This window comes from Burkholderia sp. MSMB1498 (assembly GCF_001526245.1).
Classification (GTDB): domain Bacteria; phylum Pseudomonadota; class Gammaproteobacteria; order Burkholderiales; family Burkholderiaceae; genus Burkholderia; species Burkholderia savannae.
In genome coordinates this window covers 1-24,508 of sequence record NZ_LOYJ01000099.1, presented here as the reverse complement: position 1 = coordinate 24,508, position 24,508 = coordinate 1, and the positions used below count along the sequence as shown (strand labels likewise).

26 protein-coding genes are annotated in these 24,508 nt (G+C 61.4%); 25 read left to right on the top strand and 1 reads right to left on the bottom strand.

Annotation, left to right across the window (positions count from 1 at the left end; translation table 11 throughout):
* Window positions 1-184: 184 nt before the first annotated feature.
* From WS91_RS20650 to WS91_RS20540, 25 genes are all read left to right on the top strand, one after another.
* Window positions 185-778 (top strand): hypothetical protein, encoded by a 594-nt coding sequence (locus WS91_RS20650; RefSeq protein WP_082758258.1) that lies wholly within the window; start codon window positions 185-187, stop codon window positions 776-778.
* The gene (locus tag WS91_RS20645) at window positions 726-2,795 is read left to right on the top strand and encodes a phage terminase large subunit family protein (protein WP_059670917.1); all 2,070 of its coding nucleotides are present in this window, start codon (window positions 726-728) and stop codon (window positions 2,793-2,795) included. The genes WS91_RS20650 and WS91_RS20645 overlap by 53 nt, the downstream gene beginning before the upstream one ends.
* A gap of 2 nt (window positions 2,796-2,797) precedes the next feature.
* A complete protein-coding gene (locus tag WS91_RS20640) occupies window positions 2,798-3,004 on the top strand; it encodes a phage head-tail joining protein (protein WP_059670916.1) in 207 nt (68 codons plus the stop codon).
* Between the two features lies 1 nt (window position 3,005).
* The gene (locus WS91_RS20635; RefSeq protein WP_059670915.1) at window positions 3,006-4,529 is read left to right on the top strand and encodes a phage portal protein; all 1,524 of its coding nucleotides are present in this window, start codon (window positions 3,006-3,008) and stop codon (window positions 4,527-4,529) included.
* A 49-nt stretch (window positions 4,530-4,578) separates the two neighbouring features.
* Window positions 4,579-6,597 carry a prohead protease/major capsid protein fusion protein gene (locus WS91_RS20630; RefSeq protein ID WP_059670998.1) on the top strand — a complete coding sequence of 673 codons (2,019 nt, stop codon included), beginning with the start codon at window positions 4,579-4,581 and terminating at the stop codon, window positions 6,595-6,597.
* 66 nt (window positions 6,598-6,663) lie between these two features.
* Window positions 6,664-6,999, top strand: a complete 336-nt coding sequence (locus tag WS91_RS20625) for a DUF2190 family protein (RefSeq protein ID WP_059670914.1) — start codon at window positions 6,664-6,666, stop codon at window positions 6,997-6,999.
* Between the two features lie 2 nt (window positions 7,000-7,001).
* Window positions 7,002-7,298 (top strand): head-tail joining protein, encoded by a 297-nt coding sequence (locus WS91_RS20620; RefSeq protein WP_059670913.1) that lies wholly within the window; start codon window positions 7,002-7,004, stop codon window positions 7,296-7,298.
* Window positions 7,295-7,720 carry a hypothetical protein gene (locus tag WS91_RS20615; protein ID WP_059670912.1) on the top strand — a complete coding sequence of 142 codons (426 nt, stop codon included), beginning with the start codon at window positions 7,295-7,297 and terminating at the stop codon, window positions 7,718-7,720. The genes WS91_RS20620 and WS91_RS20615 overlap by 4 nt, the downstream gene beginning before the upstream one ends.
* Window positions 7,721-7,750: 30 nt before the next feature.
* Window positions 7,751-8,689, top strand: a complete 939-nt coding sequence (locus WS91_RS20610) for a phage tail tube protein (protein ID WP_226166641.1) — start codon at window positions 7,751-7,753, stop codon at window positions 8,687-8,689.
* Window positions 8,690-8,747: 58 nt separating this feature from the next.
* Window positions 8,748-9,086, top strand: coding sequence for a hypothetical protein (locus tag WS91_RS20605; protein ID WP_059670910.1), 339 nt, complete (start codon window positions 8,748-8,750; stop codon window positions 9,084-9,086).
* 62 nt (window positions 9,087-9,148) lie between these two features.
* Entirely contained in the window at window positions 9,149-9,463 is a 315-nt protein-coding gene (locus WS91_RS20600; protein ID WP_197422259.1) for a DUF1799 domain-containing protein, read from the top strand.
* A gap of 44 nt (window positions 9,464-9,507) precedes the next feature.
* Window positions 9,508-12,288 carry a phage tail length tape measure family protein gene (locus tag WS91_RS20595; RefSeq protein ID WP_059670909.1) on the top strand — a complete coding sequence of 927 codons (2,781 nt, stop codon included), beginning with the start codon at window positions 9,508-9,510 and terminating at the stop codon, window positions 12,286-12,288.
* The gene (locus WS91_RS20590) at window positions 12,278-12,616 is read left to right on the top strand and encodes a phage tail protein (protein ID WP_059670908.1); all 339 of its coding nucleotides are present in this window, start codon (window positions 12,278-12,280) and stop codon (window positions 12,614-12,616) included. Before WS91_RS20595 ends, WS91_RS20590 begins: the two co-directional genes overlap by 11 nt.
* A gap of 1 nt (window position 12,617) precedes the next feature.
* Window positions 12,618-14,111 carry a hypothetical protein gene (locus tag WS91_RS36095; RefSeq protein ID WP_156432420.1) on the top strand — a complete coding sequence of 498 codons (1,494 nt, stop codon included), beginning with the start codon at window positions 12,618-12,620 and terminating at the stop codon, window positions 14,109-14,111.
* Between the two features lie 2 nt (window positions 14,112-14,113).
* The gene (locus WS91_RS20585) at window positions 14,114-14,803 is read left to right on the top strand and encodes a phage minor tail protein L (protein ID WP_059670907.1); all 690 of its coding nucleotides are present in this window, start codon (window positions 14,114-14,116) and stop codon (window positions 14,801-14,803) included.
* Between the two features lie 4 nt (window positions 14,804-14,807).
* The gene (locus WS91_RS20580) at window positions 14,808-15,539 is read left to right on the top strand and encodes a C40 family peptidase (protein WP_059670906.1); all 732 of its coding nucleotides are present in this window, start codon (window positions 14,808-14,810) and stop codon (window positions 15,537-15,539) included.
* On the top strand, window positions 15,536-16,117 hold the full coding sequence (locus WS91_RS20575; protein WP_059670905.1) for a tail assembly protein: 582 nt from the start codon (window positions 15,536-15,538) through the stop codon (window positions 16,115-16,117). The genes WS91_RS20580 and WS91_RS20575 overlap by 4 nt, the downstream gene beginning before the upstream one ends.
* Window positions 16,114-19,485, top strand: coding sequence for a host specificity protein J (locus tag WS91_RS20570; protein ID WP_059670904.1), 3,372 nt, complete (start codon window positions 16,114-16,116; stop codon window positions 19,483-19,485). Before WS91_RS20575 ends, WS91_RS20570 begins: the two co-directional genes overlap by 4 nt.
* Window positions 19,485-19,790, top strand: coding sequence for a hypothetical protein (locus WS91_RS33920; protein ID WP_082758267.1), 306 nt, complete (start codon window positions 19,485-19,487; stop codon window positions 19,788-19,790). Before WS91_RS20570 ends, WS91_RS33920 begins: the two co-directional genes overlap by 1 nt.
* Window positions 19,790-20,527, top strand: coding sequence for a hypothetical protein (locus WS91_RS20565; RefSeq protein WP_059670903.1), 738 nt, complete (start codon window positions 19,790-19,792; stop codon window positions 20,525-20,527). The genes WS91_RS33920 and WS91_RS20565 overlap by 1 nt, the downstream gene beginning before the upstream one ends.
* 56 nt (window positions 20,528-20,583) lie before the next feature.
* Window positions 20,584-20,877, top strand: a complete 294-nt coding sequence (locus WS91_RS20560) for a phage holin family protein (protein ID WP_059670902.1) — start codon at window positions 20,584-20,586, stop codon at window positions 20,875-20,877.
* Window positions 20,870-21,289: a glycoside hydrolase family protein gene (locus WS91_RS20555; RefSeq protein ID WP_059670901.1), complete on the top strand. Its 420-nt coding sequence runs from the start codon at window positions 20,870-20,872 to the stop codon at window positions 21,287-21,289. Before WS91_RS20560 ends, WS91_RS20555 begins: the two co-directional genes overlap by 8 nt.
* A complete protein-coding gene (locus tag WS91_RS20550) occupies window positions 21,286-21,780 on the top strand; it encodes a DUF2514 family protein (protein WP_059670900.1) in 495 nt (164 codons plus the stop codon). The genes WS91_RS20555 and WS91_RS20550 overlap by 4 nt, the downstream gene beginning before the upstream one ends.
* A gap of 168 nt (window positions 21,781-21,948) precedes the next feature.
* Window positions 21,949-22,737: a DNA adenine methylase gene (locus WS91_RS20545; RefSeq protein ID WP_059670899.1), complete on the top strand. Its 789-nt coding sequence runs from the start codon at window positions 21,949-21,951 to the stop codon at window positions 22,735-22,737.
* 110 nt (window positions 22,738-22,847) lie between these two features.
* A complete protein-coding gene (locus tag WS91_RS20540) occupies window positions 22,848-23,738 on the top strand; it encodes a hypothetical protein (RefSeq protein WP_059670898.1) in 891 nt (296 codons plus the stop codon).
* A gap of 52 nt (window positions 23,739-23,790) precedes the next feature.
* On the opposite strand, the gene WS91_RS20535 is transcribed toward WS91_RS20540, so the two are convergent.
* A partial coding sequence (locus WS91_RS20535; protein WP_231752056.1) for a hypothetical protein occupies window positions 23,791-24,508 on the bottom strand: 718 nt, incomplete at its 5' end.

The following is a 24,508-nucleotide window of genomic DNA, read 5'->3' as shown; positions in this document are numbered from 1 at the left end:
TGAGAGTGAGTCGCATCGCGGCGGGTCCTCCCCGCCCCCCTGCCGATGCGGGTAATTCGAGCCACGTTAGACGCGCAGTGTCAAAGATATTTCAGGGTGGTCACCGGGGTGGTCAGGTGGTCAGTTTTGGTGGTCAACGGGTGGTCATATGGCTGAGATGAGTCAACGAGCCTTCGCGCGTCACATGAACGTCGCGCTCAACTCGGTTCAGAAGGCTATCAAGGCCGGCCGGATCTCCCTGAACGCGAACGGCAAGATCGACTCCGATGTGGCGGAGGCGGCATGGCGGCGCAACACCGATGAATCGCGCCGCTCGTTCGAGGATCTGTCGCGCGCGACGCCTGCGCTTTCCTCGGCTTCTCTGCCGTCGTCGCCGGGCGACGACGATGACGACTTTCCCGCTGGCGCGAAGAACGAAGACCCGCACATGGCGAAGTATCGCGCTGCGCGTGCGCATCGCGAGGAGACACGCCTCGAGCGCGAACGTATGGAGCTCGCGCGCGAGCTCGGCAACACGCTGGCGCTCGCGGACGCGCAGCGGATCGCGTTCACGGCATTCCGGACCGTGCGGGACAACGTGATGAACGTTCCCGTGCGCGTCAAAGACATCCTCGCGGCCGAAGACAGCGCGGCCCGAGTCGAATCCATACTTGAGGAGGAGCTCGCGCGGGCGCTGTCCTCGGTCGACGTAGATACGTTGATGCAAGACCAAGACGGTGACGCCGATGGGAGCGACAGAAGCATTCCTGAAGACGATCAAGGAGGCGATCCAGCCTGACGAACGCATCGGTATCGCCGAGTGGTCAGAGCGGCATCGCATCCTGCCTGAGAACAGCCCGGAGCCGGGCCAGTGGCGCAACAGCCGGACCCCGTACCTCGTGGGCATCATGGATGCGCTGTCGGGCATGTCGAGCAACGTCACACGCTACGCGCACGACGATCCTCGACCGTTCGACAACAGTTGGGTCGTGGTCGTCGGCCTTCAGAAAGGGCACCAGCTCGGCGGCTCGGCGCTCGGCGAGAACTTCATCGGTCGCAGTATCACGACGGCGGCCGGCAACATCTTGTGCGTGTTCGCGACGAAGGACGACGCTGAGAAGTGGGAGATGGACCGCTTCGAGCCGATGAGGCTCGCGACGCGTGCGCTGCGCCGCCGCGTGAAGGATTCAAACCGGAAGAACAGCGCCAACACCAAGCTGCGCAAGCGCTATCCCGGCGGCATGATGAACCTCGTGAGTGCGACGCGCGCAGGTCGCCTCAAGTCGACGACGGTTCGTTACGCGTTGCTCGAGGAGGTTGACGAGTACGAGCTCAACGTCGACGGACAGGGCAATCCGATCGACCTTGCCGTCAATCGGACAAGCAACTTTGGCCGCCGGGCAAAGGTGTTCGCGAACAGCACGCCGACGATCAAGCGTCGGTCGCAGATCGAGAAGTTGTACGAGCAGGGGGACCAACGCCGGTACTTCGTGCCATGCCCGCACTGCGGGCATCCGCAGTTCTTTGACTGGCACAAGGGGATGAAGTACACGGCGGGCGAGCCGGAGACCGTGCGCTACTACTGCGAATCATGCGGGGCTGGGGGGCGTGAGCACGAATGGAAGCGGGGGTATGAGAGTGCGTACTGGATGCCGACCGCGAAGGGCGACGGAAAGACTGCCAGCTTCCACCTTAGCGCCATCTATGCACCGCTCGGCTGGCGTCCGTGGGACGAGATGGCGGCCGAGCACGAGGCCGGTAACCTCGACGTTGAGAAGAAGATCGCTTTCTTGAACAACGGTCTCGCTGAGACATACGAGGACAAAGCGGCCGAGATGAAATGGCAGACGGTTAAGCGCCGCGCGCAGCCGTACAAGCTGCGTACGATCCCCCTCGGGTGCCTCATCCTGACTGCGGCTGTCGATACCCAGAACGATCGTCTCGAGGTCGAGATCGGCGGCTGGGGGCGAGGGATGCGGAACTGGACGATCGAGCACAACGTGCTGCGCGGAGATCCCGCGACGAAGGCTCCATGGGCCGCGCTCGACAAGCTGCTCGAGACACCGATCGTCAACGCATTTGGTGTGCCAATGCGGATCGAGCTGTGTGCGGTCGACTCGGGTGGTGGCCGCACGCAGGATGTGTACGACTACTGCCGCCTTCGTAAGCACCGCGGCGTGTTCGCGATCAAGGGGGCGCGTGACAAACACAAGCCGATCATCGGACGCCCGACCGATCAGGACGTGACGAAGAACGGTCGGACGTACAAGGGCGGGGTGCAGCTGTGGCCGGTGGGTACTGATACGGCGAAGTCTCGGATCTACAGCGCGTTATCGCGCGACGAGGAGCTAGAGGTCGCTGATCATCAGATGCTGTTTTCGACGGATCTCGAAGACGAGTACTTCGAGCAGCTCTGCGCGGAGGCATACAACCCGGCGAAGGATCGGTGGGACAAGCTTCGCAAGCGCAACGAGGCGCTCGACCTGAAGGTCTACAACCTCGCATGTGCGTACCACCCGAAGCTGCGGCTCAACGCGTTTCAGGACGCCGATTGGGCCGCTGTCGAGGCTGTCGTCGAGCCGCGCGTCCGTGATCTATTCGCCGAGCCGGCTCCGGAGGTCGAGGTGGACACCGATCCTGTCGGGAGCGATGCGGAATCGAATGGCGATGACCTGGCGGTCGAGCCGGAAGCGGCCGAACAGGCAGTTGTGGAAGTTGAACCCGTCGTATCCGCTCCCGTGCCAGAGGAGGCGGAGGCTCGTTCGGTTACGACCGGATGGGTTCCACGACGTGATAACTGGTTGAGGCGTAGGTAGCTATGGCATTCACACAGAACGACCTTATCGCCGTCGAGCGAGCCATCGCGAGCGGGGCGCTGACGGTGGAATACAACGGCAAGAAGACGACGTTCCGCAGCATCGCTGACCTGCTCGCAGCTCGCGACCTGATCAAGGCCGACGTCGACGCGGCCGCAGGCGGCTCGCGCCGGCCGCGATCGAGCATCGCAATCATCGAGCGATTCTGATATGCGCACGAACATTCTCGACAAGATGATCGCGGCGGTTTCACCCGTATGGGGCGCTCGCCGGATGCAGGCACGTGTCGCGCTCGATGCTGTTCGCGGCTTCGACGGCGCGAAGCGCGGTCCTCGCGCTGTCGGCTGGCGCGCAAGCGGGGCCAGTGCGACCGCCGAGCTTGCGCCAGCATTGGCGACCCTGCGTAACCGGTCGAGGGATCTCGTCCGGAACAACGGATACATCAAGCACGCGTTGAACGTGAAGGTCGCGAACCTGATCGGAACAGGCATTCGCGCGAAGTTTGACAACAAGGCGCTGCAGAAGCTGTGGAAGCATTGGATCAAGCAATGCGATGCGGCTGGTCTGCTCGACTTCAATGGCATTCAGGCGCAGTGCTACCGGGCGATGGATGAGGCCGGGGAGGCGTTCGTTCGGTTCAGGACGCGTCTGCCTGACGATGGCCTCGAGGTGCCGCTACAGCTGCAGGTGCTGGAAGCGGAGTATCTCGATAGCGCCAAGACGGGGCCGACCGACAACGGGGGATTCATCATCACCGGGGTGCAGTTCGATGCGATCGGCCGTCGCGTCGGGTACTGGTTCTTCGATCGGCACCCCGGCGAGATCGCACTCGTTCCGCGTGACATGCAAAGTCACTTTGTGCCGGCGTCCGAAGTTATCCATCTGTTCGATGCAATCAAGCGCCCCGGTTCGGTGCGAGGTTTCCCCGAGTTCTCCACGTCGATCTGGAAAGTCCGCGATCTCGACGAGTATCAGGACGCGGAGCTGGTCCGGAAGAAGATCGAGGCGTGTTTCGCAGCCTTCGTGAAGACGAACGATGAAGGCTATCAACCCGGTCGACCCGTTGCCGTCACCGGGGCGAAGGCCGATGCGCCGCGCGTCGAGGCTTTGTCACCCGGGATGATTGAGTATCTGCGCAGCGGCGAAGAGATCCAGTTCGCTGCACCGGCCGCTAGCGACGGTTATGAAGAGCACGTGCGCATCGAGTTGCGTGCGATTGCGGCCGGCTGCGACATCACATACGAGCAGCTGACAGGCGACTACTCGCAGGTCAACTTCACGAGCGGGCGCATGGGGAAGATGGAGTTCAAACGGATCATGGAGCAGCGGCAATGGTTGATCGTGATTCCGATGCTCTGCGAGCGCGTCGCAATGCGTTTCGTATCGACGGCATTCCTTGCAGGCAAGACGAAGCTTTCCACATGTGACGTCACGTGGACGCCGGAGCGTATCGAGTTTATCGATCCGGCTCGCGAGGCGAACGGCCTGATCGCGCTGATCGAGGCGCGGCTCAAGAGTCGCAAGCAAGGGATTCGTGAACTCGGCGACGACCCGGAGGAGGTCGACGAAGAGATCGTCGCCGATCCGCTCAACGCTGACGAACCGCCGCCCGGCAGTAGAGGTGCCGGAGCCGGCGGAGCGAGGTCTTCGCCCGATACCCGGCGACGTACGATTTCCACCCACAAGCGCCCGCGTAAGCGGGCGTCTTCATTTGGAGGCAAGCATGCCCCGTAGCACTAACAGCCCGACGAGTCCGCAGGCGCGGGGCACGTCGATGCCGCTCATGTCGCGCCTGATGCCGGTCTCGTCATTCAACGCCGAGGCGCGCACGGTCGACGTGACGTGGACGGCCGGCGCGCAGGTTGCGCGATACGACTGGATGCGCGATCGGCCGTATCTCGAAGAGCTCAGTACCGCGCCTGGTGCCGTTCGCATGGATCGCCTGTCGTCGGGCACAGCTCCCGTCATCAACAACCATGAGCGTTGGCGGGGACTGGACGGTGTTCTTGGCGTCGTGCAGGCGGCCGATCTCGACAGTGTCGCCGGCACGGGGTCTGCGACGCTGCGATTCTCGCGCCGTGACACGGCGGAGCCGTACTTTCAGGACGTTCAGGACGGGATTCTCCGAAACGTCTCCGTTGGCTATCGAACCTACCGCATCGAGATGATCCCGCCCGGCCAAGAGGGCAACGAGATGTGGATCTATCGCGCGATCGATTGGGAGCCGACCGAAATCTCCGTCGTCGATATCAACGCCGATGCCGGGTCGACGACACGTGGTGATCCCGGTCAATCGTTCGCGGGGCATCTTCCCACTTTCCCGTGCGAGTTCGTCGAGCGCGGGGCAGCCGCACAACCCACCGGGGCCGCTGCCCCGTCGATCAATCAAGGAGCTGAGACGCAAATGCATGTTCAAGATAACACCCGTACCCAACCGACGACCGTTCAAACCCCGACGCCGGCACCCAGCAACGTCACTCCGGCGCCGGCGGCCGATAACGCGCGTGCCGAAGGCGAGCGCGCTGAACGTCAGCGCATCATCGAGATCGGCGCAGCAGTTCGCGCGAGCACGCTCGACGGCCAGCAAGCGCTGATCGACGGTTTCATCGAGCGCGGCGTCGCGATCGACGCCGTACGCGCCGAGGTGCTGCGTTTGCAAGCCGAGCGCTCGAACGCAACGAACATCCGCGGGCAGGCGAATGTTCAAACCGTCACCGACGAGACGGACGTGCGCCGAGCCGCGATGACCGATGCACTCATGCATCGCCTCAACCCGCGCCACACGATCACTGACGCTGCTCGCCAGTATCGCGGCATGACGCTGCGTGAACTTTGCCGCATCGGTCTGGAAGCGGCACACGTTGACACGCGCGGCATGGACATCCGTGCGCTGGCCGGCGCTGCGCTCGGGATGGGCGAGCGTGGCGGCTACCACACGACGTCGGATCTGCCGGTCGTGTTCGGCAACGTGATCAATCGCACGCTGCGCGACGCGTACGCGGCAGCGCCGCGCTCGTTCACGACGTGGGCGCGTCAGGGCGTTCTGACCGACTTCCGCGCGGCTACGCGCGTGATGGTCGACGGCAACCTGAAGCTCGAGAAAGTGAACGAGGCCGGCGAGTACAAGACCGGCACGCTGGTCGACGGCGGCGAAGTGATCCAGCTCGGCACCTACGGCAAAGTGATCAGCTTCACGCGCCAGATGATCATCAACGACGATCTGTCGGCACTCGAGCGTGTGCCGCTGTTCTTCGGCCGTGCAGCTGCGAACCTCGAATCGGACCTGGTCTACGGCGCACTGACGGGCGGCGGCAAGATGGCTGACGGCAAGCCGCTGTTCGATGCCGCGCACAACAACATCGGTACGGCAGCATCGATCAGCATCGACTCGCTGTCCGAAGGGCGCACCAAGATGCGTACGCAGAAGGCACCGGGCGACGATTCGGTCGTGAATGTGATGCCGAAGTATCTGCTCGTGCCGGCGGCGCTCGAGACGGTCGCGGGCCAGTACACGAGCAACCAGTACACGCCGACCGTCGCGAAGGATCAGAACCCGTTCTACGGCGTTCTGACACCGGTTGTCGAACCGCGCCTCGATGCGATCAGCTCGACGGCGTGGTACCTCGCTGCCGATCCCGCGACGATCGACACGGTCGAGTTCTGCTACCTCGAGGGCGAGCAGGGCCTGTACACCGAGCAATCGCTCGACTTCGATGTCGACGGCCTGAAGGTCAAGGCGCGGATCGACTTCGCAGCGAAGGCAACCGACCATCGCGGTCTGTTCCGCAACGCCGGCAAGTAACTTGCGCGGCGGCGCACGTGTGGTGTGCCGCCGCGCGTCTCTGTCTATTTCAACAGGAGTGCATGTATGCGGAACTACATTCAAGACGGTGACATTCTCACCGTGACGCTGACGAAGGACGTCAACTCCGGCGATCTCGTCCTGCTCGGCTCGTCGAAAACGCCGGCTGTCGCATATGGTTCGTATGCGGCGAACGTGCCCGGCGAGTACGCACTCGACGGCGTCTTCGAGCTGCCGGCGGTGGCGGCGGATGCTGCTGTCGTTGGCGATGCTGCATTCTTCGATGCGGCGGCCGGCACCGTGACGGCCAAGGCGGACGGCAACGTTCCTATCGGCATTTATGCCGCACCGAAGGCGGCAAACGTCGGCGTCGCTCGCGTGCGTCTTCTGCGGACGCAGTGACGATGTATGACCCGTCTGTTATCTGGGCGGCGATCGCGGCCGTAGGCATGCTCAAAACGGCCGTGATCGAGGAATCGGGTGCAGACCTGCAGGTCGGTTTCTTCGCCCCTGACGAGATGGATCTCGATGGTCGCGTGACAGTCTCGAAACATCGGATCGAGTACCAGACGACTGCCGCTCCGGATCTGCGCCGCGATTCCGTCGTCGTGATCGACGGCGTGCGGTATTCGATCTTTCGCCCGCCGCGACGCACCGATGACGGCTTTTTCTCTGTCGCCGAGCTGGAGGTGAAGCGATGACGACGATGCGCGAGCAATTCATCGACCAGTTGATGGCCGCGCTATCGGCCGAACCCGGTTTGCGTGATACCGGAGTCGTGGTCGAACGTTCGCTATTCGCCGCGTTCGCAAGCAGCGAACCGCGTGTGCTTGTCGTGCATCGAAGCTCCGACCCGGTGGTAGAGGAAAACATCGGCGTGACGACGCGCGAGTGTGGTGTTTCGCTGTCTGCAGTTGTGCACGCCGATGCGCCCGATCGCGAGGCCGACGTCATATTCGAGGTGACGCATCCACTCGTGATGCGCTTTCAGGCGGACGGACTGATCGGCGTACGCGAGGCCGGCACGGACGAACCGCAGGCGGGCGACGCAGACGGCGGCGTCGGTGTTGTGACGATGCGATATCTCTTTCTTTACCAGACGCGCGCTGGCCACCTCGATTGAGGTCGCGGTAGCGCATTGACAGGAGTTGAAATGGGTGCCCCCAAATCAATGCGAAATTCCGTTGTACTAGCCGCGCTTCAAACTGCGGTTGGTACTCCGGCCGTGCCGAAAGGCGCAACTGATGCCATCCTCGTAAGCAATCCGTCTGCAAAGGCGATCTCCGCCGAATACACCGGCCGAGATCTCGTGCGCCCATACTTCGGGAGTAGCGAGCAGCTTCCGGCAGGCGCGCATGCCGAGCTGGATTTCGAAGTCGAGGTTGCCGGGTCGGGCACGGCGGGCGTCGCCCCTGCATGGGGTCGACTGCTCGTGGCGTGCAACTTTGCCGAGACCGTGACGGACAAGGTTGATGTCAAGTATCGGCCGGTCAGTACGGCTGTCCAGACGCCGTTGACGCTGTATTACTACCTCGATGGTCTTCTCCACAAGCTGACGGACGCGCGCGGGACGGTGTCATGGGACTTCACGGTGAAGCAGATCCCCAAGATGAAGTTTCACTTCATGGGCGTCTACAACCCGGTCGTCGACTCGCCGCTGCCGGCGGACACCGACTTCTCGAAGTTCCTCCGGCCAAAGCTTGCGAGCACCGAGGCGACCACCTGGGCTATGCACGGGTATACCGGCCCGCTGCAGGCGTTGTCGCTCGATCTGGCTAACTCGCTGACGTGGGCGGCACTGATCGGCTACGAGGGCGCTGAGATCAACGACCGTCAGCCGACCGGCAAGATCACGATGCAGCTCGGGTCGGTGGCGGAAAAGAACTGGTGGCAGTCGGTCAAGGACGCGACGACCGGCGCACTGAACATCACACAGGGCAATGTGCCCGGCAACATCGTCCAGTTCGACGCCCCCAAGGTGCAGTTGACCGATCCGTCGTATTCGGATCAGGACAAAAAGGTGATGCTCGACGCGACGTTGACTGTCAGTCCTGCACTCGGCAACGACGAGCTGGTGATCACCGTAAAGTAACTTTTCGAACCCCATTCAGACGGCCGCGCGATGCGGCCGTCTCTCTTTGCGAGGGCGTATGTCCTACTGTTTGACCAAAGCACCGACCTTCACGATGAAGGTTACCGTCGTGGAGCCGGGCACGAGCTCGAGCGGCGATGTTGAAACCCATGAATTCGTCGCGGTGTTCAAGCGGATTTCGATGACCGAGTGGGACGAGATGCGCGCGTCCGGCCGCACTGATCAATCGATCGTCGCAGAGCTGCTCGTCGGCTGGCACGGCCTCGTTGACGCTACGGGCAGTGAGGTGCCTTTCACGAACGAGACGCGTGACGCACTTCTGTCCATTCCGCACGCGCTGCGCGGTGTCGTCGTGGCATTCATGACGGGGGCGTCGGGGGCCGGACTAAAAAACTGATCGACGCGGCACGGCATTGGGCCGGCGCATCGTCGTCAGCGCCGGCCGTCGATCGCGGCGTCGTGGACGCGTTGGCAGCGTTCGGTGCGCGTCCGGCGGATCTGGAGGTCGCTGCATTGCAATCGGCTGAGACCGCGTTTGAGGTCTACCCGGAGAACTGGGAGGCGGTGCGCGTGTTTGTTGCCATGACGACGCAATGGCGAATGACAGGGATCGCTGGTTTCGGTGGGGCATCGATGTTGCATACCGGACTCGACTATTCGGCGCTTGAACCGGTGTTGCGAATGCTCGGCGTGAAGCGCAGACGTCGTGCCGCGTTGTTTCAGCAGATCAGGGTCATGGAAGAAGCGGCACTTGAGGTGCTGCTGGCTGACTGACCGGAAGTAGTGGGGCATTCGATATGAACGGACAAAGCGGAAGTTTGGGCCAACTGGTCGTGCAGTTGACGATGGACCCGTCGACGTACACGGCGAACCTGAAAACAGCGCAGAACAGTACGACGTCGTTTGCAAACGGTGTCAACCAGTCGGCGCAACAGGCTGGCCAGTCGATGCAGAAAGTCGGGGTGCATACCGTCGCTGCGCGTCGCGAGCTCATGGTGATGGCCCACGAGGTCGTGACGGGTAGCTGGAAGAACCTTGGCGGCTCCGCGATGGTATTTGCAGAGCAGATCGATCTGATGCATGTCGCACTTAGTCCGGTCGGGTTGGCAATCGGTGCGGTCGCGGCTGCCGTCGGTACGCTCGCGGTCGGGGTCTACAAGGGCGCGCAGGAGGTCAGCACGTTCAACAAGTCGATCCAGCTGACCGGTAACTACGCGGGCATGACGACAAGCAGCATCGCTGCAATGTCGGTGTCTGTGGCGGACGCAACGCACGCGAGTGTCGGTACTGCGCGGCAGAGCGTCCAGTCGCTCGTGTCGACGGGGCAGATCGCAGGTGAAGCGCTCCAGGTGCTCGGGCAGAGCATGATTCGGCTGCACGACCTGACGGGCGCCAGCCTCGACGAGATCTCCAAAGATTTCGCGAAGATGCCCGAAGGTGTTGCCAAATGGGCTGAAGAGCACAACCGCAGCATGCACTTCATGACGACGGCGCAGTACGAGCATATTCGCGCGATTGAGGAGACGGGCGACCGACAAAAAGCCATGCTCGAGACGGCGAAGCTGCTCGACACACACCTGCGCGGCGAGTCTCTGTCGAACCTCGGCGCGTTGGAGCGAGCGTGGCGTGGGGTGGGGAGTGCGATCGGTGGCGCTTGGGAGTGGATGAAGTCGATCGGCAAAGCTGAGACGACGGCCGAGCGCGTTGCGGCAGCGAAGGCTGACCTGCGTCAGCTGGAGGACGCAGCGCGGCGGGGCGGGGTCGCGATGCGACCCGATGCGATGGAAGCGGCTCGGGCGCGGCTCGCCGCAGCTGAGAAGGCGGCGGCGGATGAGGCAGACGCAGCGCGGAAGAAGTCGGACGACGCGCGTACCCAAGAGGCGGGCATCGCGGCGTCGGACTACCTCAAGCGACTGCGCGATGAGGCGCGGGGCATTGCTCGTGTCAACGACGCGCTCGACGACTACAAGCGCAAGGTATCCGACTACAACAAGGCGAACCCTGAAAACAAGGTGTCAGCTGCGCAGATGAGCGCGGACATGGCGGAGATCCGGAAAAAGTACTCCGACCGATCGGGTGCATCGGACGCGAACCGGATCCGGAAGAGCTTGCTCGATGCGGCTCTGCAGGAGACGAAGAACAGCCTCGAGCTGATCCAAAACGCGTACAAGAATGCCGACGATCAGTTGCAGGCGCTGCACAAAGCAACTTTGATTTCGGATCACGCGTTCTATGCTGCACAAATCGCGCTTGCCGACGACACGACGGCGAAGAAGATCGATGCTTACGAGCGTGAGAAAAAGACGCTCCAGTCGGCATATTGGAAGGCACCGGCCGACGAGCGTATTCGCATCACGAAGGAGATCGGCGAGGTCGACACGAAGATCGCGAAGACTCGCGAGGAAAACGCGTCGCGTGATCTGGTGCTGCTGACGCAGCAAGAGGACGCGCAGCGTCGTTACCTGAAGTCGATTTCCGACACGCGGGACGCGCTGTTGGCGCAAGCGGGTGTGTCGGTGCCGCGCGCGATGCACGACTACGACGATCGCAATCGGGGGGCGCTGCTGCAGGCGGCATCGACGGGGGACATGCAGGGGGCTGCATTCATCGAGCAGAACCGGCAGCTCACGAAGATCTCAGCGCAGTACAACGACATCGTCGCGCAGGCGAGCAGCGTACAGCGGAAGATTTCGCTCGATCAACAAGAGGGGTTGACCGGGTGGATCGATGGATTGTCGCAGTTGCGCGCAAATTCGGCTGACACGGTGACGTCGCTGCAGGCGCTGTATGACGAGGTCAACCGGCTTTCATGGCAAACGACGGACGAAGGTGTGCTGCGCAATCTGGATGTGATGCGCGATCGCATTCGTCAGTCGATGCTCGACAGCTCGAATTATTTGAAGGATTTCACCGACGCTGGACGAAATGCATTCAGCGGCTTGTTCCAGGACATTGCGAACGGTACGAAAACACCGGCCGAGGCCGTGCGTTCGATGGTCGTCAACATGCTCGGTTCATTCGCGCAGCTCTTCGCCAACAAGGCGTATACGGGGCTGATCGGCATGCTGTTCGATGGGGCGCTTTCCAGTGCTGGCGGTATGGGCGGGAGTGCATACGGCTTCACGCCGTTGTCGTCGATTGCCGGTAGCGGTGCGCTGTTTGGACTGGGTGCCGGGATGAAATTTGCGGGCGGTGGGCTGATCAGCGGACCCGGTACGGGTACGAGCGACAGCATTTTGGCTCGCGTATCGAATCGGGAATTCATCGTACGTGCCGACGTCGTGTCCCAACCGGGCGTGCTCCCGATGCTCGAGGATCTCAATAACGGACGTGGCATGTCGCGGCTCTCGAAGTTCGCCAGTGGCGGCCTCGTGGCAGGTTCACGCGCGGGTGGCGGCAATGCATCGGACGCGGGTCTGAGCCTCTCGTTGTCGATGCCGGTTTACATCCAGTCTAGCGATCGTGAACAGACGCAACCGTCGTCAACGGGGGGCGCTCAAGCGCTCGCTGACGGCCTGAAGCAAAAGATGCGTGCTGTCGTTCTCGGCGAGACGCGTCCGGGCGGAATCATTTACTCCTTCATGAAAAATGGCAGATGAAATTTTCGCGTGGTCAGTTCGCACCGGCGATACAGGACAGATCGATTTCAAGGTGCGAGCTGCGTCCTTTGGTGACGGGTATCAGCAGCGTCTCCGGGACGGGATCAACTCGAAGCGTGCGAAATGGCCGATTACGATCATCGGCACGCTGACGGAGGTTCAGCCGATTCTCGACTTTCTAGACCGTCATGCCGGTGGGAAGGCGTTCCAGTGGACGTCGCCGATCGGTGTCGTCGGGCGCTACGTGTGCGCTGGCTATGCGCCCCGTCGTGGTGCGGGGGCCATAGTTACTTTGACAGCGACGTTCGAAGAATTTTTCGGGGCTTGATATGGCGCAATTGGAAAAGATTGATCTCGGTGCGCCGGGAACTGGTGTCGGCGGCGACTCGCCGCGAAGCGGCAACGATCGCATGAATCGTAACGTCGACATTCTCAATTCGCAGGCGACGTTGAGGTCGGCGCAAACCGGAATCAACAGTTCTCAGCAGCTTACCGTCGCGGACCACGTTGGGCGACGTGTCGGCATTAACCTGGGGTCACCGGGATGGGTCAAATTGCCAGCTGCGAAGAAGTGTGCGGCTGATCAGGTTATTCACCTTCGCAACTTCGGACTGACAACCGTAACGCTTGCCGTCGAAGATGGATCGGGCGACTACATCGGGTTGGATCGGTTGCAGCCGTTCGAGACTGTTCTGATGGATACGAACGGGTCTACTGGTTGGTGGGTTTTGTATCGAGGTCGGGCAAGTTCCGGCGACGAATCCGTCCTTGGTGGCCTTACTGTCGGGGGCAGGATTGGGGCCGGCGGAAAACTCGGCGGCGTCAATAGCCCGAACCTGCTGTTCAATGGGTCCGGTGAGCTCGGGGTCGCTGGCGGGTGGGGGCCGAATGGTTTCGTGGACGCGTACACAGGAGGCACCGGAGAGGGGACCTACTTTTCGAGCAAGGCCGTCATCAACTCAAATTCCTACGTGGGTAGCAACTCGATCGCGATCGGACCGGGAACGCAGCTCACTCTGTCAGGTGAGATTCATGCGGGTGGAGTAACGGCGGGTACGGTGTGGTTCCGTATGGTCTACCTGACCGCATCGGGCTCGGTAATCGGAACCTCGCCGAACATCACTACGACGAATGGCTATGGTTGGGTATTCAAGTCGGATTCTAGGACGACGCCTGCCAACACGGCCTATGTCTACGTTCAATTGGGAGTAGAGGGCTCGCCGCCTTCGGTAGTCGCTGGTGGGGTGTCGTGGCGCCGTCTCAAGTTGGAGTATGGCTCGGCTCCGTCGCTCTACTCGCAGGAAGCGACTGTTGCGTATTTGGGCGGACAGCCGGCTCTTGCGGGTCGGCCGACGTTTGCCGGCAAGGTTCCGTGGGATAGCGGAAACCTACCCGACCCGTTGACTGCATCAGCGGTTCAGGCGATCTCTACAACAGGCGGCGAAGAACGAGACCTATCCATCAACGACGAGGTACGCCTTGCATTGACCTTTACCGCTCGAGCGAGCAGCGTTTGCGCAAGCGCGTCTGTGTATTTCAATGTGGGCGCGCATTCAGCAGAAGCAAACGACTTTGCTGGGTACCTCGACGTGTTCGACACTGTGACAAATACTCAGGTCGCACGCGGAATGTTTAGCGTACTTAGTATGACAAATGGGGCGCTATTTGTAGGCTTGGCATCAGCGGGAACACTGTCGTTAAACGTTGCGTACGGAAGCCTGACAATAGGCCGGCAGTATCAGATTCGACTGTTCGTAAGAAAGACGCGCCCGATTGGGCCGATCTACCCGCGCGGCATGAGCATTTCCGGCATGGTGGCGTAATCATGGCGATTACCGCTGACATTCAAATTCTGGAGCCCGGCGCACTTATCGAACTGTTCGAGCTGGACGCGACCGGGATTGGTGGTCAGGTTGCGTACTTTCATGGGCATCGGCAACAAGGCAAGATAATTTGGCGTGCCGTCGCATATTCGCCTTGGCCGATCACGGCGGAAGGCTTCGAGCGCACGAGCACCGGGCGACAGCCTGTTCCGAGTTTGAAGGTTGGAAACCTCGACGGATCCATATCGTCCCTATGTCTCGCGCTGGCCGACATGGTCGGTGCGAGGGTGACGCGGCGGCGGACGTTGCTGAAGTATCTCGACGGCGTCAACTTCCCGAACGGGAATCCGTCAGCGAATCCGAATGAGGAAATGCCGCCCGAGACATGGCTGATCGAACGGAAGTCGCGGGAGGACAAAGAGACGGTCGAGTTCGAACTGTCGTCGCCGCTCGATTTCGACGGCGAGCAGCTGCCGCGCCGGCAAATCATTCCGAACCTGTGCACCTGGGCTTATCGTGGTCCGGAGTGCGGGTACACGGGAGGACCGTGCGCAGACGCGAACGATGCCCCGACCACTGATCCGGCCAAAGATCGATGCAGCAACAGCCTGCGCGGCTGCAAGCTGAGATTCGGTCCCAACAATCCGCTGCCTTACGGCGGCTTTCCTGCTGCGGGCCTCGTCCGCACCTGATCCTATGAAAAAAGCAACTTTGGACGCGATCCGCTCGCATGCGGTTCGCGCGTATCCGCACGAGTGTTGCGGTCTGGTGATTGTCGAGCGCGGCCGTGAGCGCTACGTCGAATGCAGCAATGCGGCGACAGGTAGCGATCATTTCGTTCTGCCGGCGGAGGAGTATGCGGCGGCGGAGGATCGCGGTGCGGTCGTGGCTGTTGTCCATTCGCATCCTGATTCGCCAGCCGAGCCATCGGAAGCCGATCGAGTCGCCTGCGAAGCGTCAGGCGTCGCGTGGCATGTGGTCGAGGTTCGACGCGGTGACGATGGCGTTGTTCGGCCGGGCAGGATCGAGACGATCGAGCCGGTTGGGTTTCAGGTTCCGCTCGTTGGGCGGTCGTTTGCGCATGGTGTGCTCGACTGCTACACGCTGGTCCGAGATTGGTACCGCGTCGAGCATGAGATTGTGCTGCCGGACTTTCCCCGCCGGGACGCGTGGTGGGAGGCTGGCGAGGATCTCTACATGCAGCACTACCGCACGGCGGGATTCGTCGCGTTGCAGGGGCCGGAGCCGGTGCCGGAACGTGGCGACGTGATCTTGATGCAGGTACGCGCACCGGTCCCGAATCATGCCGGGATCTATCTCGGCGACGGCACGATGCTGCATCACCTCTACGACAAGCTGTCGAGCCGTGACGTCTACGGCGGTTATTGGCGGGAAGTGACCCGCCTCATTCTGAGGTTCGAAGGATGAGTGACAACGTTCGGGTAATCAGGCTGTACGGCTATCTCGGCGCTCGGTTCGGCCGGATTCATCGATTCGTCGTGGACTGTCCCGCGCGCGCGATCGGTGCGCTATGCGTGTTGGTGCCCGGCTTCGAGCGAGAGCTGATGCAGAGCCGCGATCGGGGCATCACGTACGCAGTCTTCGCTGGGCGTCGCAACCTCGGCGTGCGGGATCTTAGCTTTCCATGTGGGGATGAGGATATTCGCATCGCACCGGTGTTGCAGGGGGCGAAGGCCGGGGGGCTGTTTCAGACGATTCTCGGTGGGGTGATGGCCGCGGTCGGCTATTACTTCGGATGGACCGGGATCGGGGCCGTAATCGGCAACATGGGTGTTGCCATGATGGCCGGCGGGATCTCGCAACTGCTTGCTCCATCGCCGCGTGGGTTGTCGACGAAGGATAGCCCGCAGAACCAAGCCAGCTATGTGTTCAATGGCCCGGTGAATACGACCGCTCAGGGCGGCCCCGTGCCGGTCCTGTATGGCGAGCTCGAGATCGGGTCGGCAGTTGCATCGGCCGGCATCTATGCAGAGGATCAGCTATGACGGCATATGGGTATCACGACGTCGTCGGGTACAAGAAAGGTGGTGGTGGGCGCTCTCCCGTCGAGGCGAGCGACACCGCACGGTCGATCTCCTACGCGCGCGTGCTGGACATCCTGTCGGAGGGCGAGATCGAAGGGCCGGTGAACGGGCTGAAGTCGGTCATCCTCGACGGTACACCGTTGGCGGCCGACGACGGCACAATCAATTTTCCGGGCGCGACGATCGAGTTCCGCACCGGCTCGCAGGACCAAAGTTACATTCCGGGGTTTCCTGCGGTCGAGAATGAGATCGGCGTCAGTGTCGAGCTGCGCAGCGCAACACCGTATTCGCGCGCGATCACCAACCTCGAGCTGTCCGCCGTTCGTGTGCGCCTCTCGACGCCGCAGTTCCAGCAGGTCGATCCCAATACGGGGGACGTGAAGGGCTACCGAGTTGAGTATCAAATCGAGATCGCGACGGACGACGGAGCATTTCAGGTAGCTCTGAAGACGGCGTTCGATATCAAAGTGTCGGGAAAATATGAGCGGTCGCACCGTGTCGACCTGCCGCCGGCTCGTCGCGGGTGGACGGTGCGCGTTCGACGGCTGACGCCGAATGCAGGCAGTACGACGATCGCCGACACCATGATGGTGGAATCGGTTACCGAGGTCATCGACGCGAAGCTGCGTTACCCGAACACGGCGTTGGCTGGCGTCATGGTCGATGCGTCTCAGTTCCAGCGTGTCCCGACGCGGTCGTACCACCTTCGCGGTCGGCGGATCCGCATTCCGTCGAACTATGATCCGACGACGCGTGGCTATACGGGCGTCTGGGATGGCACGTTCAAGGTCGGATACACGAACAACCCGGCATGGATCTTCTACGACATGGCGACCCATCCGCGCTACGGCATGGGGCATCGAATCGCACTCGACCAACTCGATCGCTATCAGTTGTACAAGATCGGCCAGTACTGTGACGAGCTGGTGCCGGACGGTAAGGGCGGGCAGGAGCCGCGCATGACGTGCAACGTGTACCTGCAGACCCGAGCTGACGCATACAAGGTTCTGGCAGATCTGGCGTCCGTTTTCAGGGGTATTACGTACTGGTCTGCCGCGCAGATCTGGGCGGTGGCGAATATGCCGACGCAACCGGTATACACGTACACGGCCGGAAACGTCATCGACGGGCTGTTTGTGCGACAGGGAACCGAGCGAAAGACGCGATACACGGTTGCACTGGTGTCGTGGAGCGATCCCGCCAACCACTATCAGCAGGCGGTCGAAGCCGTCGAGGATCGTGACGGAAAACTGCGCTATGGAGTCCGGCAGACAGAGATCACGGCAATCGGATGCACTTCGCAAGGTCAGGCGCAGCGCGTCGGCAAGTGGGCCTTGCTCACGTCGCGCTTGGAAACGCAGGAAGTAACTTTCTCGGTGGGGCTAGACGGCATGCTCGCGCTGCCGGGGCAGGTGATCCGCATCGCCGATGCGACGTTTGCTGGCCGACCCATCAGTGGCCGTATTCATGCCGTCGCGGGGCGCACGATCACGGTTGACCGTGACCCCTCCGTGAAGCCGGGCGATCGGCTGATCGTGAACCTGCCGAGCGGCCGGAACGAAACGCGCGTGGTGTTCAAGGTGTCTGGTCGGGACATAACCGTGTCTACCGATTGGTCGGCTCAACCTGTTGCCGAGGCGGTGTGGGCGGTCGAAAGCGATGACCTGGCCGTGCCAATGTTTCAGGTCGTGTCGGTTGCGGATCGCACTGACGATCAGTCGGTGCGCTTCGAGATCACCGTTGTTCAGCACGCGCCGGGCAAGTTTGACAACGTTGATTTCGGGACGCGGATTGAGGAGCGGCCGGTGACGGTCATCCCGCCGTCAATTCAGCCGCCGCCGGCAAACGTCCGCATCACGTCGTATTCGCGGATCGATCAGGGCGTGGCGTCAACCGTCATGGTGATCGGGTGGGAACCCGGTCAAGGCGCGGTGCAGTATGAGGCGCAGTGGCGAAAGGATAACGGTGACTGGATCTCGGCCGGCCGAACCGGATCCGTGAACATCGAAGTGCCGAACATTTACGCGGGAGCGTACATGGCCCGCATTGTCGCGATCAATGCGATGAATGTGCCGTCCCTGCCGGCGTTCAGTCCGCTGACGACCATGCAGGGCAAGACGACGCCTCCGCCTGCGGTGACGTTTCTGCGCTCGACGTCGCAGATCATGGGGATCGGTCTGGAGTGGGGCTTCCCGGAAGGGGCGCTCGACACGCAGCGGAGCGAGTTGTGGTACTCGACCACGTCCGATCGTGGCACTGCTAAGAAGCTCGGGGATTTCGCCTATCCGCAGCACGCGTACACGATGGACGGATTGCACGCCGGTGCGTCGTTTTTCTTCTGGGCGCGGCTCGTTGATCGCTCGGGCAACGTCGGGCCGTGGTATCCGGCAGGCGCTGGCGTGAACGGGCAGTCTAGTTCGGACGCTACCGCGATTGTCGAGTATCTGAAGGGGCAGATCGGCAATTCGGAGCTGACTCAGCAGCTGCAGTCACAGATCAAGGGAGCAACAGACTTCATTGGTCCCGCGAAGCAGCAGCTCGAGCAGCTCGCCAATGCCGTTGGCGACGTCAAGTCGCAGGTTGAGCGCGTCGACGGTGTTGTCGCGAAGTGGACGCCTGAGTGGGCCGGCGCCACGGACGGTTACGCAGGCGACGCTTCGAAGCTTGCTGGTGCGTGGACGCAATGGTCGGCCATGACGGACAAGATCTCGGCAGTAGCACGACGAGTCGATGCCGTCGCCGCCGTGACTGGCGAGCACGCAGCTCAGATCCGCGTCGAGCAAAACACGCGCGTCAACGAGGCAAGCGCGATGGCAGAGCGGATCGTCACGACCGAGGCAAGCGTCGGTAGGGTCAGTGCTGCTGTTGAACAGACCTCGCAGGCGATCGCGGACGTCGATGGTCGGGTCAAGGCGTACTACACGTTGAAGGTGCAGGCAACTGTCGGCGGCAGTTATTACGTCGCGGGCATGTCGGTCGGCGTCGACAACAACAACGGAGTCGTGCAATCGCAGATCTTGTTTCAGGCCGACCGCTTCGCATTGTTGAGCTTGGCTAACGGAGGGTGGTATACGCCGTTCGTTATCGAGAATGGGGAGGTCTTCATCAACCGCGGATTTATCGGGAAGGGTTGGATCACGAACCTGATGATCGGCGATGTGATTCAGAGCAACGACTACGTCGGTGGCCAGCGAGGTTGGAGGATCGATAAGAATGGATCGTTTGAGATCAACAGTGCGGATGGTGGCGGTCGTACGGTTATCAACCAATTCGGCGGCCAGGTGTACGGGCCGAACGGGGCGCTGCTCGTGCGGTGGGGGAGGTGGTGATGCCGGCCGGACTGCAAATCTTTGATCTGAATGGTCGCTTGCTGCTCGATGGGACGACTCGGTGCGGACGCCTGCGAGGAATGGTGCGAATTGGCGGGGCAGATGGCAGTCAATCCGCAGACCTGTCGGGCGGGGAGCCGTTTTGGGCGTTCATGCCTGATTGGTTGTTCAAGCATATCTCGATGAAAGCGCCGGTCCCAAACATCGAGATCAATGCGGGTGGCGTTCGTTGGTGGTACAGCGCAGACGGCGGGAGCGATTACCGGACACCGGTTGTCGGTTGGCTGATCTATGGGGTTTATTGATGGGTGTCGGATTTCAGGCATTTACTGATAGCGGCGTCTTCCAGATCGACGGCTTGACGCCGAACTATCAACTCGTCCAGCGCCTCGAGGCGGTGTCTCAGCAAACAACGGTCGACACGGTCTACAACAACGCGAGCATTCAGTATCGAGGTACGTACTGGATTTGTTCGTTCACGTTTGCGGCCGAGTTGCCGCTATACGCATTTTCCGCAGATCCGGGCATCGGGGTGTCGCTGTGGGATGCGAAGGGCTCCGATGATGGGCGAACCTATACCGTGCGATTCATTACGGAGGCGCAAGCGACAGTGCGTCTGTTCGTTTTCTCGAATGTTCCGGCGACTGGCAGCAGATACGGGCTGCAAGTCTTCAGTCCGAACGGCACGTTAATTGCCGACGCGGCGAGTCCATTTTTTCGCGTTCTCGACGTCATTGAATCGAGGTATATGGGCGACACGGGGTGGACCGTCACTGGATCGCCCAATCCGAGTTGGGGGCAGCGGTCGTACGGCCGACCCGTATTGATCTCTGGGATGTGGCCGGCGCATTACATCTGGGGGTCGTCGAATAGTAATCAGCGGCTCTGGGACATTCTTGAAGTCGGAACGGTGCGAGTCAGCGGCGACGTTGTCTCGTGGGGTACACGAATCTACAACGGGGGAAGGTCACCAAACATAACGACATTCAGAGAGTGTTGGCACACAAGGTTCATGGTGCTAGACGGAACGGGGATTGTGTAACAGGCCGCCAACTTGGCGGCCTTTTCATTTGTGGGGTACGGGGAAGAGGAGCCGTAATGCAAGAGCATGAAAAAACCATCTTGGAGTTGATTCTTATGGGCGGATTGATTGGCATCGCGAAGGTGCTGGTCGGAAGCGAGCCGTTGTCGTTCCGGCTTGTGGTCGGCCGTGCCGTTTTGGGGTCTGCGACGTCGATGGTCGCAGGCATCGCACTGCTGCAGATTCCGGACCTGCCTCCGATCGCGTTGCTCGGCCTCGGCAGCGCATTCGGCATCGTCGGGTCGCAGTACCTCGAGGTACTGCTTCGCAGGAAGGCAAAGCAACTTTTTGGGGGAAGCAAGAATGGGTAATTACGACGCGTTGAAACTGAAGGCGGAACTGACGCGTGACGAAGATCGGCGGTATCGCATCTACACCGACACGGTCGGCAAGGTGTCGGGCGGCATTGGTCGCAATCTGACCGACAAGGGGTTCCGCGATAGCGAGATCGACCTGATGTACCAGAACGATATCGCCGACACTGAGGCGTGGCTCGATCGCAATCTGCCGTGGTGGCGGACCCTCGATCCCGTGCGTCAGCGAGTGCTGATGAACATGGCATTCAACATGCAAGGGAAGCTGCTCGGATTTCGCAATTTCCTCGCGGCGGCGCAACGCGCGGACTGGAGCGTGGCAGCGGCAGAGATGCTCGACAGCCTGTGGGCGCGACAGGTCGGGGATCGCGCGAAGCGTCTTGCTTCGATGATGAGGAGCGGCGCATGACGTGGCTCGATCCTCGCATCTGGATGGCCGTCATCGTTGCGGTCGTCATCGGCTCCGCTGCAGGCTACTCGAAGGGACACCGTGACGCTGATCAATCCGCGAAGGTCGCGGATCAGGCGAGGCAGATCGATGACCTTCGGAACGAACGAAACGAGATTCGCCGCCGGCTGGCGGCACAAGAGGGGATCGCAACCGATGCTGCAAAGAAACGTGATCAGGCGGTCGCTGATGCCGCTACTGCTGATGCTGCTGCTGACGGCCTGCGCAAGCAGGTCGCAGTGCTCGTTGCCGACGTCCGGCGTGCCAGCGCTTCGGCCGGAAGCCCGGCAGCCGGCGACGCCCTCGATCTGCTTGCCGACGTGTTCGGCCGGACTGACGAGCGCGCGGGAGAGCTGGCGAAGATCGCTGACGAGCGGGGTATCGCCGGCCAGCAGTGTGAGCGCAGTTACGACGCATTGATGTCCGACGCGCAATCCAGCGCGTCGCGATAACGCGGCATTCGAGGCCGAGCGGCTTCGAGAGAAACAGGGCGACCGGGGGAATGTTCGCGCATTGTCCCCGGCCACCTTTCCACTGACCGAGCCAGTGAATCAGCCTAGGCCCCGTTTACCTACGTAGGCGGGCCGGATTCTACACCAAGTTTAAAAACGGCTTTCACAATGGCAAATCCGATTATTCCGTGGATCGGCGGTAAGCGCCGCCTGGCAGACCACCTGATCCCGCGCTTTCCGTCACATGACTGCTACGTTGAAGTGTTCGCGGGCGGTGCTGCGTTGTACTTCATGCGTCCGCCGGCAAAGGTCGAGGTGATCAATGACGTTAATGGCGAGCTGATCAACCTATACCGCGTTGTGCAGCACCACCTGGAGGAGTTTGTGCGCCAGTTCAAGTGGGCGCTGACGAGCCGGCAAGTTTTCGAGTGGCTGAAGTCGACGGTCCCGGAAACCCTCACCGATATCCAGCGAGCTGCGCGCTTCTACTACCTCCAGAAAAGTTGCTTTGGCGGGAAGCTTGAAGGGCAGACGTTCGGCACAGCGACGACGACACCGCCGGGCCTGAACCTTCTGCGGATCGAGGAGGAATTGTCAGCCGCACATCTCCGGCTGGCGAATACGTTCGTCGAGCGTCTCGATTGGGCGGGTTGCATTGACCGCTACGACCGGGCGCACACGCTGTTCTATCTCGATCCCCCGTACTACGAGACGGAAGGTTACGGCGTGGCGTTCCCGTTTGCAGAGTACGAAAAGATGGCGGATCGGCTGCGCACGATTAAGGGTCGGGCGATCGTGAGTCTGAATGATCATCCCGAGATTCGACGTGTGTTCGACGGATACCACATCGAGACGGTGCCGATCGACTACACGGTCGGGGGCGGTAAGGGCGTCAGCCGAAACGAACTGATCATTTTCAGTTGGGACGACGCGGCACAACCGGTCGGCTTGTTCTGACCTAGGCCGGGGCGTTGACCCCGGCTCGCTTTCAATAGTTACCCGCGCGTAATCATTCTGTAAAATGAAATCGCGGGGACATACCAAATCAACTAGCACCTGAGACTTCAATGAAAAAAAAGCTACTTGCTACTTTTTGCGTTGCGGCCGCTCTGTCGGCTTGCGGGGGTGGGGACGATGTTGCTGCACCGGCTAACACCGGGCCGACGATTCGCCTCACGTATTCTGGCGACCCGATCATCACTGCTCGCGTTGCTCGTGCGATGGCGGCGTCGGACGGAGCTTCGCCAGTCGTACCGAGTGGGCTCAACGCGCAAGCGACAATCGATGCGTTGCAGGCTGCGTTCAAGGCACGCGGTGCCGATATCGGCGTCTATCCGGGCGTGATCGATGGCACTGCGCTGCATCAACTTGTCCAGGCCGAGAACGGCGGGGTAGGTCCGAGTCGTGACGAGGTGCTGAAGGCGAACGTCAATGTTTCCGAATGGGTCTTGATGAACTTCCAGCTCGACGACATGGCGGGGTACGTCGACACGCCGGAAAAGCGGGCGGCCGTGAGTCAATTCCAGAGGGATCTGGAGATCTACGCGGCGCGGGAATACCTCAAAGGTCGCGTGGTACACGCAGTGCTGCCGATCGTGTCGTGCCAGCCAGTGAAGGTCGAGCGTTACACCGACGACACTGGCGTTGTGCGTGAACGTTCGTATCGAACCGCGTCCAGTGAGCTATACGGTGCGGTTTATGCGGCCTCACTTAACGATATCGTTGGCTTCCGGACGGTGGGCGGTCAACGGGATTCCGATCCGGCCCATATGGGCGCTGATTGCTCGACGCCCGATCAAATTGCGCAAGACGCGCAGATCAACAGCATCGTCGATCCGCTCACGATCAACTACAAGGCGGCGCTCGAGACGATCGAACAGTGCAAGCACAATCCCGAGGCGATTCCGGAGTACATCCGGGGCGCGCAGTGTTGGGGCATCGAGCCGGTCAAGAAGTAACCGCTGGAGCGCCGTACGCGAGCCAGCGTGAGGCGCATTCCCCGCCGCGCGGTCAATCGAACCGCGCACCATCAATCATTCTTCGCAGCTGATCGAGCGCGAACGAATCAGGGTAGCCGCCTTTCTTCAGCTCGAGCTCGGCCGCGCAGACCATTTTCTCCATGAGCCGCAGTGTTCGGCGGACGTGCACGACTTCCAGCACGAAGCGTTGTTCGAGCGTAAGCGAGCGATGTTTCTTGAAGTTGGCCGCGCTCCACGCGTCGCGCAACTCCTCCCATGTCAGGCGTTGAAACTCGGGCAGCTTTGTTGCCTTGTCTGAACCCGGATCAGGTTCACCGGGAACGTCGTAAAGCCTGCGTTTCATTTCTTCGCGCGCGCGCCACTCGTCGGAGAACGGCTCAACGGGCGCGCGAGGATTGTTCATTCGGCCTGCCCGTGTGACCTCCCTGTCGATCTTGTTCGACAAGCGTCGCAACGGGGCGGCGTATTGCAGCTCGTCGGCACGATCGAGGTACGCGATCATGCGCGTCGCGTCGCCGGTAAGCCCACTCATTTCGCTCATCGTGATTCGCAGGTGTAGCACTTCGAGAATCAGCCGATGGACGTCGGCATACGTGCACGAGTTCCACCACTTCGACATCTCATCGAACTTGGGAGGGGTAAATGGGGGCAAGATCATGATACGCGCGAAACAGTCGGGTAGCGACGACGCATTGCTGCGCCGCCGCCCCCTAAGAACCGTACGTGCGAGTTTCCCCGCATACGGCTCA